General features: G+C 64.8%; 10 protein-coding genes. 3 read left to right on the forward strand and 7 right to left on the reverse strand.

The features are described from left to right. Positions 1 to 256: 256 nt before the first annotated feature. From pdhA to NZM16_RS09320, 3 genes are all read left to right on the forward strand, one after another. On the forward strand, positions 257 to 1,324 hold the full coding sequence (pdhA, locus tag NZM16_RS09310) for a pyruvate dehydrogenase (acetyl-transferring) E1 component subunit alpha (protein ID WP_295449985.1): 1,068 nt from the start codon (positions 257 to 259) through the stop codon (positions 1,322 to 1,324). A 212-nt stretch (positions 1,325 to 1,536) separates the two neighbouring features. After that, positions 1,537 to 2,508 (forward strand): alpha-ketoacid dehydrogenase subunit beta, encoded by a 972-nt coding sequence (locus NZM16_RS09315; RefSeq protein WP_295449982.1) that lies wholly within the window; start codon positions 1,537 to 1,539, stop codon positions 2,506 to 2,508. A 42-nt stretch (positions 2,509 to 2,550) separates the two neighbouring features. Beyond that, positions 2,551 to 3,813 (forward strand): dihydrolipoamide acetyltransferase family protein, encoded by a 1,263-nt coding sequence (locus NZM16_RS09320; RefSeq protein WP_295480091.1) that lies wholly within the window; start codon positions 2,551 to 2,553, stop codon positions 3,811 to 3,813. A 300-nt stretch (positions 3,814 to 4,113) separates the two neighbouring features. On the opposite strand, the gene NZM16_RS09325 is transcribed toward NZM16_RS09320, so the two are convergent. The 7 genes from NZM16_RS09325 to NZM16_RS09355 all read right to left on the reverse strand — a co-directional run bounded on the left by NZM16_RS09325 (position 4,114) and on the right by NZM16_RS09355 (position 10,319). Next, positions 4,114 to 4,389, reverse strand: coding sequence for a hypothetical protein (locus tag NZM16_RS09325; RefSeq protein ID WP_295480093.1), 276 nt, complete (start codon positions 4,387 to 4,389; stop codon positions 4,114 to 4,116). 121 nt (positions 4,390 to 4,510) lie between these two features. After that, complete coding sequence (locus NZM16_RS09330; RefSeq protein ID WP_295449976.1) at positions 4,511 to 5,227, reverse strand: hypothetical protein; 717 nt, start codon at positions 5,225 to 5,227, stop codon at positions 4,511 to 4,513. Beyond that, positions 5,224 to 5,979, reverse strand: a complete 756-nt coding sequence (gene rph / locus NZM16_RS09335) for a ribonuclease PH (protein ID WP_295449973.1) — start codon at positions 5,977 to 5,979, stop codon at positions 5,224 to 5,226. The genes NZM16_RS09330 and rph overlap by 4 nt, the downstream gene beginning before the upstream one ends. Before the next feature lie 181 nt (positions 5,980 to 6,160). Beyond that, the gene (locus tag NZM16_RS09340; protein ID WP_295449970.1) at positions 6,161 to 7,480 is read right to left on the reverse strand and encodes a hemolysin family protein; all 1,320 of its coding nucleotides are present in this window, start codon (positions 7,478 to 7,480) and stop codon (positions 6,161 to 6,163) included. Between the two features lie 162 nt (positions 7,481 to 7,642). Continuing rightward, the gene (locus NZM16_RS09345; RefSeq protein ID WP_295449967.1) at positions 7,643 to 8,491 is read right to left on the reverse strand and encodes an ABC transporter permease; all 849 of its coding nucleotides are present in this window, start codon (positions 8,489 to 8,491) and stop codon (positions 7,643 to 7,645) included. Further along, positions 8,491 to 9,309, reverse strand: coding sequence for an ABC transporter permease (locus NZM16_RS09350; protein ID WP_295449964.1), 819 nt, complete (start codon positions 9,307 to 9,309; stop codon positions 8,491 to 8,493). The genes NZM16_RS09345 and NZM16_RS09350 overlap by 1 nt, the downstream gene beginning before the upstream one ends. After that, positions 9,306 to 10,319, reverse strand: a complete 1,014-nt coding sequence (locus NZM16_RS09355; protein WP_295449962.1) for an ABC transporter ATP-binding protein — start codon at positions 10,317 to 10,319, stop codon at positions 9,306 to 9,308. Before NZM16_RS09355 ends, NZM16_RS09350 begins: the two co-directional genes overlap by 4 nt. Positions 10,320 to 10,992: the final 673 nt, after the last annotated feature.

Below are 10,992 nucleotides of genomic sequence, written 5' to 3' on the forward strand. Positions count from 1 at the left end.
GCCCCAGCCCCCGAATCCCTCGAGCCAAAGATGGCCTCACTCCCCCGCCAAGCTACAAAGTCTTCCGGGTCTTCCAACGGGAAGCGCCATCCGCCACAAAGGGAAATGCCTGCGTTAGAATAGCGAGATGGCGATGGGGCGCCGTCTCCTGGCTCGCCATCCGAAATCCCCAAAACCGGACGAGGAAGCTCTTCTTCCGACCGCTGTTGCCTGCGGGAGGGAGGGACTGTTCAGCGTGAATCGGAGGAGGTCGCTGATGAGCAGTCGAGGGAAAGGGAATGCTTCCAAGGCGGCTGCCGCGCCGGGCGTGCAGCTGGATACAGCAACCAAGCTTTCATTCTATCGCCAGATGGTTCTGATCCGCCGCTTCGAGGAGCTGGCCCGCATCGCCTACCAGCAGGGCAAGATCGCGGGCTTCCTGCATCTCTATATCGGTGAGGAAGCCATCGCGGTGGGGGCGATCGCCGCCCTGCGGCCGGAGGATCATCTCCTGACCCACTACCGGGACCACGGCCACGCGATCGCGCGTGGCATGGATCCGCGGACCCTGATGGCGGAACTTTTCGGCAAGGTCACCGGATGCAGTCGGGGTCGCGGCGGGTCCATGCACTTCGCCAGCCGGGAGCATAACTACTGGGGCGGTCATGCCATCGTCGGCGGGCACCTCCCCATGGCCGTCGGCCTGGCCTTCGCCGCGAAATATCTGGGGGAGCCCCGGGTCGCGATGGTGATCTTCGGGGATGCAGCCACCGATATCGGGGAGTTCTATGAGGCGTTAAACATGGCCGCCCTGTGGAAAACCCCCACCGTGTTTCTGTGCGAAAACAACCTCTATGGGATGGGCGTGGCTATCGAGAAAGCCTCGGCGGTGACGGAGGTCTATAAGAAGGCCTGTATGGCCAACATCCCCGCCGAACGCATCGACGGGATGGACGTCCTGACGGTCTACGAGGCCGCCCTCCGCGCCGTCGAATGGGCCCGCGCCGGGAACGGCCCCTATTTCCTGGAGGCCGTCTGCTACCGTTTCCAGGGCCACTCCGTCGCCGACCCCGAGCTGTATCGCACCAAGGAGGAAGTCGAGAAGTGGAAGCAACGGGATCCCATCCAGCGTTTCCGCCAGCATCTCATCGAGGTGGAACGGATCCCTGAGGCGCAGCTGGATGCCATCCACGAGGATGTGGAACGGGAGATGGAGGAAGTCATGCGGTTCGCTGAGGAAAGCCCGGATCCCCCGCTGGAAGAGCTCTACGACTTCACTTATGCGAACCCAATAGGGGCCTGGCGGGGGGATGAGCGGTTCCTCCAGGAATGGGAGAGCGCGTAAGCGGCTTCGCGTCCGCCCTGTCCTCTCGATCATAAGCTGGCAACAGGGCACTTTTAAGATGAGGTCAGTGGGCCTGCCTTCTATGGCCCACGACCTCCAACGATCCCATCCGGGATAGCCGGAAGGAGGCCGATGTCCCTAGGGGGCTGGCCAACGGCCCCCAACTCGACCCCCAACCACAAAGCTGTAGCCTGTTTCGGAGGAGCTTTTCCATGCCAGTGATGACCATCCGTGAAGCGATCCGACAGGCCCTGCGAGAGGAGATGCTGCGGGACCATCGGGTCTTCATTATGGGCGAGGACGTCGGGGCCTACGGGGGAACCTATGCGGTGACCCGCGGCCTCTACGAGGAATTTGGGGAGGAGCGGGTGCGGGATACGCCCATCGCCGAATCCGCCATCGTGGGGGTGGCCTTAGGGGCGGCGCTGGGCGGCCTGCGCCCCGTTGCCGAGATCATGACGATCAACTTCATCCTGCTGGCCCTGGATCAGATCGTCAACCACGCCGCCAAGATGTCCTATATGTTCGGTGGCCAGTTCAAGGCCCCCCTGGTCATCCGCGTGCCGGCTGGATGGGGCCAACTCGCGGCCACCCACTCCCAGACCTTCGAGGTTTACTTCGCCTACGTCCCCGGCCTGAAGGTGGTCTATCCGGGCACCCCCTACGACGCGAAGGGGATGCTGAAGGCGGCCCTTCGGGAGGAGGATCCGGTGATCTATATCGAACACACCGCCCTTTACCCGGTGCGGGGTGAGGTGCCGGATGGCGATTACGTGGTTCCCATCGGCCGGAGCGAGGTCAAACGAGCCGGGCGGGACTGCACGATCGTGACCTACGGGCGGATGCTCCAGGCCAGCTTGCAGGCGGCGGAACAACTGGCCCGGGAGGGCATCGAGGTCGAGGTGGTGGACCTGCGGTCCCTGCGCCCGCTGGATATGGAGCCGGTGTATGAATCCGTGGCCAAAACCCATCGGGCGTTGGTGGTCACCGAGGAGTGGCGCTCCTTCGGTGTGGGGGCCGAGGTGGCGGCCCGCATCCAGGAACACGCCTTCGATGAACTGGACGCTCCAGTCATGCGCCTGGGGAGCCGGGAGGTCCCCATGCCTTATAACAAGCATCACGAACGGGCCGTCCTCCCCTGGCCGGAGGATGTGGTCAAGGCGGTGAAGCGATTGCTGCGGTGAAGTGCGGGCGGGTTTGAAACCCGTCCCTTACGGAGGCGAAGGATGGCGACGACGGTGACGATGCCGAAGATGGGATTCGATATGGTGGAGGGGAAACTGCTCCGCTGGCTGAAGAAAGTGGGCGATCCGGTCAAGGCCGGGGAGCCCCTGGCGGAGATCGAGACCGAGAAAGTCAATATCGAATTCGAGGCGCCGGCCTCCGGCGTGCTGAAGGCCGTGCTGATCGGGGAAGGAACCACCGTCCCGGTGGGCACCCCGATCGCCATCATCGGAGCGCCCGATGAGCCGGTGGAAGTCCCCGGAGCGGCCCCGGCCCGGGCCCCTGCACCGCCCGCCGCGCCGGCCCCCGCCCCCACAGCTCCTGTCCCCTCGCCCGCTCCCGCCCCGTCCCCCGCGCCGGCTCCCGAAGGGCGAGTGAAGGCCTCGCCCCTGGCCCGGCGGCTGGCCCGGGAGGCAGGGATCGATCTCCGGGAGATCCCGGGGACCGGGCCGGGAGGCCGGGTGGTGAAGCGGGATATCGATCGCTATCTGCAGGCCCGGATCCCAACGCCACCGCCGGCGGCGGCTCCCGCCCCCGCGCCCGTTCCCGTGGCCGCCCCTGCGCCTCCGCCGGCTCCGCCGCCGGCGGCCATACCGGTCAGCCCGCTGCGCCAGGCCATCGCCCGGCGGATGACCGCCAGCAAGCAGACCGCGCCGCACTTCTACGTCACGGTCGAAGTGGATATGGACGAAGCCATGGCCTGGCGGGCGCGGATCAATGAGGCCCTGGGGGAGCGAGGGAAGATCTCGGTGAACGATCTGGTGGTGAAGGCGGCAGCCCTGGCCCTGCGGGAGTTCCCGGCGCTGCGCTCCTCCTATCAGGAAGGGGGGATCGTGCGCCATGAGGCGATCCACATCGGCATCGCCGTGGCGCTGGAGGAAGGGCTGATCACGGTGGTGCTGCGGGATGCCGATCGAAAGCCGCTCGCCCAGATCGCGCGGGAGAGCAAGGAGCTCATCGAGCGAGCCCGGAGCGGCAAAGTCCGGCCCGAGGATATCGAGGGCAGCGTGTTCACCGTCAGCAACCTGGGGATGTATGAGGTGGAACACTTCATCGCCATCATCAACCCGCCGGAGGCCGCGATCATGGCGGTGGGCAGCGTCCGCGAGGTGCCGGTGGTGAAGAACGGCCAGCTCGTCGTGGGGCAGCGAATGAAGGTGACGCTCTCCGCCGATCACCGGGTGACCGATGGGGCGGAGGTCGCCCGCTTCCTCCAGGCGTTCCGTCGATATCTGGAGAACCCCCTGCTCCTGCTGATTGAATAGGCCTCGCTACAGCGCGATTGGCCCCTTGAGAAGATCCCCGCCGCTTTTAGATTTAAAATTGTTCGTGCAGTGCCGGGGGCCAAAAGCCCCCGGCACTGCACGAACATGATTTTCCTTCCCCCCTTCCCGCCGCCCGAAGGGCGGCAGGAAAGGAAGGAAAGAAAGAGGGGTCCAGCCCTCTCCATAGGGCCCCCTCGTAACTGAAGAGCAATTCGTTTGAAGCTGGCCTTGCCCGCCCATCTATACCGGCAAGTCGGAGGCGCGACTCTCCGCGTCACCACCCCCGAACGGAGCCGATCCCTATCGGCTCAGCCATCGGAACAACGCCACGCACAGCAGGAGACCCACACAGGCGATCCCCAGCGCCAGGAGGGGATACATCCAGAACGCCAGCGCGAGGCTGAGGAAATCCGCCGACCTCGATGTCTCTTCCGCCAGCCGCGCCCCACAGATGGGGCACTCCCGCTGATCCACCGGAAGCATGGCGCGGCAGCGCGGGCACCAAAGCGCTGCAGGAGGCTTTTGAAGTTCTTCGCCCATCCCCGGGTGCTTGCCGGAGAGATTCAACAGATCCACGGATTGATTCCGACCGGCTCAGCCAACGGCGCGTGTTCTGAACAATGAGCCGAGAACTGATCCTAACCGTGCGACAAATCTTATGGAGCCACCAAGACAGAAGGGACCAGGACAAGCGCCCCTACCGTTTTCGGTGTAGGATCCACTGCCTTAGGATCGCGCCCCCAACCGCTGCGAGACCGATCCAGCTCCCCGGGCAAGAGGGGATCGAACGCGCCGGGCGCCATGCCGCGTAAAGGGTAACCACCGGCTGATCCGGGCGGAGGGGGATCGCCCATCGGATCCGCCGGCCCTCGATCTGAGCGCCGCTGTGGGGCGAATGCTCCACGATCGGCCCTGGGAGCTCGAGCTCATAGACCAACGGCAGATCCGCCGCGCGCAGCAGCGAAAGATCCTCTTCGGAAAACGGCGGCTCCCCCGCAGCGATCCGCAGACGATCCAGGATCCCTGATATGGAGAGCGTCACGCTCAGCGTCCGGAAATCTCCCTCCTCCCCCACGGTGATCTGTTCCAGCCCGGCCAGCGGATCCCCTTCCGCCAGATGGTTCAGGTCCTCCAGATCCGCCAGGGTGCGATGCAGGCGAAGCCCCTCCTGCCCGCGAGCAGGATCCTGATAGCGCTCGACCCGCCATCCGCTCGCCTCCGCTCTTGTGCGAAGCGACTCCATGGGGTCAACGGCGGCCGTCTGCAGGAGGACCGAATCGACCGCGATCACCACCGCCCGTTCCGCAGAGCCGTCCGGGCTCAGGCGGGTGCGAACCTCCAGCGTCAGGCATCCGCTGAGCCCCAGCGTGGAGAGAAAGACAAGAAGCAGACGCCGCAGCCCGATCGGCCTCATGAAGCCATCGCCTCTGAAGCAGTCAACCTCATGCGGGCCGCTTCTTCCAGCGCGCGCGCCTGGGCCTCCAGCAGCTCCGCAATCCCTTTGCGGGCCAGATCCAGGAGCGCATAAAATTCTTCCGCCGTGAACGCCCGTCCCTCCCCGGTCCCCTGGATCTCCACAAAGCGCCCATCGCCGGTCATCACGATGTTGAAATCCACCTCGGCGACGCTGTCTTCGGCGTAACAGAGGTCCAGCCGGGGTTCTCCTTCCACAATGCCCGCGCTCACCGCCGCCACCGGCGTCCGCAGGACCTCGGGGGGAACCGCGCCAGCCTCGATCAGGGGACGGAGGGCCAGGACCACGGCCACGTAGCCTCCGGTGATCGCCATTGTCCGGGTGCCTCCATCCGCTTGGATCACATCGCAGTCCACAATGAGGGTCCGCTCGCCCAGATGCTCCAGGTTCAGGGCGGCCCGCAGGCTCCGGCCGATCAATCGCTGGATCTCCTTGGTGCGCCCGCTCTGGAGCCCGGCCTCCCGCGGCGTTCGCGTATGGGTGCTGCGAGGCAGCATCGCGTATTCCGCGGTGAGCCAGCCCCGCCCCTGGCCCTTCAGCCACGGGGGCACGTTTCCCTCCACTGTGACGTTGCACAGCACGCGGGTGCGCCCCGCTTCGATCAATACCGAGCCCTCCGCGTATTCTGTAAAACCCAAATGAAAGCGAATGGGTCGTAAAGCATCATGGGGACGACCATCCGGGCGCGGCATCGGACGCCTCTCCTCTTGGTCGCAAGATCGAATCGCGCGAAAAGCGAGCTGGCCCCTCCCCTCCTCTTTCCTCCCCTCGCCTCCCTCCGGGTGGAAAGGGAAAGGGATGAGGCAATTATTCATACAGACTGGAGCGATCGCTGGGAAATCCGGGATTGGCTGAAATCTGGCCTCGATCCGCTCATCGTCCGGTTTGGGGGATCAATCGGAGACGGGCGATGCGCAGGCCATCCATCGCCTCCACCCGCAGGCGGACCACCCCGGCGTCCACCTCATCTCCCACGCGGGCGATCCGACCCAGCCGACCCAGCACGAACCCGGCGATGGTTTCATAATACGGATCCCGCAGATCCAGCTGGAAGCGTTCGTTCACCTCCTGGATGGGAAGCAGCCCGCTGATCAGGTAGGAGCCATCCGGCATGGCCACCACATCCGGCTCCGTGGGCTCCATCCGCTCGTGGAGCTCCCCGACCAGCTGCTCCAGCACATCCCGCAGCGTGACCAGGCCCAGGGTGCCGCCGAACTCGTCCACCAGGATCGCCAGATGCTCCTCCCGTTCCTGGAACTGGCGAAGCAGATCGTCGACCCGGATGGAATCCGGCACCACCATCACCTCGCGGCACAGGTCCCGTGCCCGGGCCGGGCGCCCCTCCCGCCAGGCCTTTAACGCCTCCCGGAGGTGCACCACCCCGATGATGTGATCCAGATCGCCCTCATAGACCGGGAATTTGTCATATCCGGTCCGGATCGCTGCGTCCACGATCTGCTCCATCGGGGCATCGGCCTCGACGGCCACGATCTCGGTGCGGGGCACCATGATCTGGCGGGCCGGGATCTGCCCCAGATCGAACACGGCCTCCAGGATCTCCCGGGCCTCCGGCTCCAGGACCCCCGCTTCCCCGGTCTCGTCGACGATCCGCTTAAGCTCCTCGATGGTATACATCATCCCGTAGCCATCCGCGGAGATCCGCAGGGCCCGCAGGACGAGATCAGTGACCCGATGGAGCGCCCAGACCAGAGGGCGCAAGAGCCAGTAGATCACCCGCATGGGGCCCAGCGTGCTCAACAGCACCCGTTCCGAGGCCCGCAGGGTGGCGATCTTCGGGACCTGCTCCCCCAGCACGATTTGGAGGCCCAGGATGAAGGTCAGATTCAGGGTCAGGGGAAGGATTTGCAGGAGGGTGCGAACCAGCGGCGCGGGGGAGGGAAGAGCCAGCAGGCGGTTCAGCGTCGCCGAGAGGGTGCGTTCCCCGAACCATCCTAAGGCCAGCCCGACCATTGTGATCCCCACCTGCACGGTGGCCAGGATCTCATCCCGATGCCGCGCGTCCTCCAGCCATCGCAGGGCCATTCGGGCGGCGGGAGAGCCGGACTCCGCCAAGACCGCGATGCGGCTCCGACGGGCAGATACCACCGCATATTCCACCGCGGCAAAGAAGGCGTTCAGACCGATCAATCCGAAAACCACCAGCCAGCGCAATAACAGAGCGCTATCGTCCATCCCTTATCCCTGGCGCGCTACCCTGCCTCGGGTTTTTGAAGAAGAGGGCGAGGAGCCACTCCGGCTGCTTTCAGCTTATTATAAGCGTAATGCGCGGTGCGGGGGGCCTTTGGCCCCCCCGCACCGCCCCTGAAAACCCCCAAATGAAAAATGGACAAAGCGCTAATATCCCGTCTCCCGATCGATCACCCCGTGCTGCCGGGCTTTGCGTTCCGCAAGCCGATACAACCCGAATCCCAGGAGGAGGGAAAGCAACGTCATCCCGCTCAGGGTCAGCAGAAGCTGCTCATCCGACCATCCAGCGAAAGTCGGAAAGCGGGCCGCAGAGGGGCCCAGCAGGACCCGACGGAGGCTCTCCAACCAGTAGGTTAAGGGGAGCGCATATCCGAGAGGACGAAGAAAGGCCGGGAGGACCTCCAGTGGGAACACGGCGCCGCAGAACAGATAGAGGGCACCGGCCACCGCTTCCCCGATCACCCAGACGTGGCGGGCCGCCATGAGCGTGGCCCCCGCCAGGCCCACTCCCAGGCCGATCATCGCCAGCATCCCCAGGATCATCGCGATCAGGAAAAACATCCCGCCCCTCCCGGAAAGCTGCAACGGCAACCGGAAAGCCAGGAGCCCGAACAGGAGCGTGATCGCCACGGCAATGGTGCCGGTGGCCATCCGAGCGACCCCTCGCCCCACCAGGTAGGCTTCCGGGGGAATGGGCGCGATGTAGAAATATTTCAGGATCCCATATTCCTCCCGGTCGATGATCAAAACCTGGCTGATCCCAGTCAGGACGGCACCTACATAAATGTAGAAGGCATTTCCCAAATAGAGATAAGCAAAGAGCGGATGGGTGAAATCCGCTCGGGCCACCACTTTATACATCAGGATCAGGATCAGAACGCTGGCGATGGGCTTGACCACCGAGTAGATCATGAACAGGAACGGATCGGTCCAGTTGGATTCGATCTGCCAGCCCAGCCAGGCGGCGGTTCGCAGGGTTCGCCAGATCGTCCGCATCAGCGCCTCCGATCCGTGAGCCGGCCCTCTCGCCGGGCCAGCTGTTCCATGGCCGCCAGGGCACGGTGGGCCGCGAACAGGAAAACCCCGCTGAGGAGCGCCAGGCCGGCGATCTCCCATCCGACCGGGAACAGGCCGCTGGCGGCCTTCGGGAAGAGCAGCTGCCGCATAGCGTCCAGGCCCAGGGTGAGGGGGATCAACGAGGCCAGCGCGCCGACCCAGAACCCCAGGGCCCGGATCGGGAAGTAGAAGCCGGAGAGCAGATAAATCGGCTCCTGGAGCAGGTTCGAGAGATGCCAGGCTTCCCGACCCCACATCAGGAACAGGGAGGCCAGTAGCATCCCCAGCCCGTAGAGCGCCAGGAGGGTCAGCAGGAAGGTTCCCGCCAGCGCCAGAGGGTTCGCCGGCGCATACCGCGCCCCGAAGAGCAGGGATCCCGCTAGGACGATCACCGTGGCGCGCAGGGTGGTGGCCAGCATCCCCCCCAGCGCCATGCCGGCCAGGATCCCCATCATGGGCCCGGGGGCGATGATGAAAAGGGGAAGGTTCCCCGATTCCTTCTCCCAGTAGAGCTGGCTGGACATGGACCACAGGACGTTGAGCCAGAAGGCGGTCATGGCCCCGCCCAGGATGACGAAACCGATGTATTCTTCGGGGGCCTGAAGGGCTCGATAAATGAACACATAGGCGGAGGTGCCCAGCAGGGGCAGCCCGACGTCGATCAGAATCCAGCTGGGCTCCCGGTTCTGGCCGATGATGCGGGGGTAAGCCCGGGCGATCATGGTTCGAAAGAAGAGGACCACGGCCTCCCGGCTCATGCCGATTCCTCCTCGCCGGCTTCGGAGAGGCCTCGCCCGACCAGGCTGACGAAGACGTCCTCCAGGGTGGGCTCCCGTTTGCGAAGGGACAGGATGTGAACCCCCTTCGCGGTGAGGGCAGAGATCACGGGGCCGATCACCCCCTCCTCCTCCAGGATCAGGTCCAGCTCCAGATGGCCGTTGTGGTGGCGATGATGGACCTGGCGCACCCCGGGGATCCCGCTCAGGAGTTTGATGTGCTGCGGGAACTTCGTCACCTCGAGGGAGAAGATGGCGTCCCGCTGAAGGCGGCGTTTCAACTCCTGAGGGGCATCGCAGGCCAGGATACGCCCCCGGTCGATGATCGCCACCCGGTCGCACAGCTCCTCCGCTTCCAGCATGTAGTGGGTGGTCAGGAGGATGGTCCGCCCCGGCCGCTCCTGAATCCACGATCGGACGAACGAGCGGATTTGGCGCGCGGCGTTGACATCCAGGCCGAGGGTGGGCTCATCCAGAAACAGGATCTCCGGATCGGTCAGGAAGCCCCGGATGACGTTCACCTTCTGGCGCAACCCGGTGGAGAGATCCGACATCTTGGAATCCCCGCGGTCCCGCAGCTCGAATCGCTCCAGTAATTCCTCGATCCGGCGGCGGGCCGTCCGGTTATCCAGGCCGTAGAACTGGGAGAACATCCACAGGTTCTCCCGGACTGTGAGCAGCCCGTAGCCGCAGGACTCGCCCCCGGCCACCATATTGATGCGGCGGCGGATGGACTCCGGCTGGGTGACCACATCGTAACCCGCGACCCAGGCCCGGCCGGAGGTCGGCAGGAGCAACGTGGTGAGGATCTTGATCAGCGTGGTTTTCCCTGCCCCATTTGGCCCCAGCAGGCCGAACAGTTCTCCAGGGTAGATCTCCAGATCCACCTCCTGCAAGGCGATCCGATCCTGGGGCGGCTGCCCCCGTTTCCGGGTCACCCGATAGACGCGCGTCAATCGTTCTGTGCGCACGGCCCAGACCTCTCCCGTCATCGCCATCGCTCCACAAACCGGAAGATTGCCTTACCGATCCCCCAAAGGGTCAGGGGCTGAAGGGGATAGAAGGCTACTTAGATGTCCGTATGAATCCTACCTCAAGAAAGGAGGATCTGTCCGATGACTGCGGAGACCCCGGAGGGAACGCATCATCACCGGCATTGCGGCAGCGGGGGGATCGTTCGCAACGGGCACAACCGCTGGAGCGCTTTGTCCGTTTTTCAATGGTGATAAGCCATCCTGTCCCTGCAAGACCAAGATCGCAAAAAAGACACGGGGCGTTGGGAAAACGTCGGGAAAACGTCAGGTTTGCGTCCAGATCCAGAGCCGGCGATGCGCTACAGTGGAAGTGAGCAGCGGGCGGAACCTCTTCTCCTCCTTTTAGCCGAGCGCCGGGGATGGCGGCCCCCGGCGCTTCGCTTTTTATTGGCGACCCGCTGGGCGGGCCATCCCCCCAGGGTCGGGATGAGCATGGGGCTCCGGGAGGGGGAGCATGGATGCGCCGCGGGCGAATTCAGGCAGCGTGTCGATTCAGGCGCCTTCAAGAGGGGAACCAGCTAGGTCTCTCCTCCTAACAAAATCGTTTTGGGGCTGGGGCGACCCCGAGAGCGCCCCCCCCGGCCCTAACGCCCCAGAGCGGCTGCGGACCACCCGCACCCTTTCCACCCCC

It is taken from the genome of Thermoflexus sp. (assembly GCF_025055495.1).
In the GTDB taxonomy this organism is placed as follows: Bacteria; Chloroflexota; Anaerolineae; order Thermoflexales; family Thermoflexaceae; genus Thermoflexus.

Coding starts and splice junctions, on each gene's coding strand:
- pdhA (WP_295449985.1), top strand. CDS start 257: ATGAGCAGTCGAGGGAAAGGGAATGCTTCCAAGGCGGCTGCCGCGCCG.
- NZM16_RS09315 (WP_295449982.1), top strand. CDS start 1,537: ATGCCAGTGATGACCATCCGTGAAGCGATCCGACAGGCCCTGCGAGAG.
- NZM16_RS09320 (WP_295480091.1), top strand. CDS start 2,551: ATGGCGACGACGGTGACGATGCCGAAGATGGGATTCGATATGGTGGAG.
- NZM16_RS09330 (WP_295449976.1), bottom strand. CDS start 5,227: ATGAGGCCGATCGGGCTGCGGCGTCTGCTTCTTGTCTTTCTCTCCACG.
- rph (WP_295449973.1), bottom strand. CDS start 5,979: ATGCCGCGCCCGGATGGTCGTCCCCATGATGCTTTACGACCCATTCGC.
- NZM16_RS09340 (WP_295449970.1), bottom strand. CDS start 7,480: ATGGACGATAGCGCTCTGTTATTGCGCTGGCTGGTGGTTTTCGGATTG.
- NZM16_RS09345 (WP_295449967.1), bottom strand. CDS start 8,491: ATGCGGACGATCTGGCGAACCCTGCGAACCGCCGCCTGGCTGGGCTGG.
- NZM16_RS09350 (WP_295449964.1), bottom strand. CDS start 9,309: ATGAGCCGGGAGGCCGTGGTCCTCTTCTTTCGAACCATGATCGCCCGG.
- NZM16_RS09355 (WP_295449962.1), bottom strand. CDS start 10,319: ATGACGGGAGAGGTCTGGGCCGTGCGCACAGAACGATTGACGCGCGTC.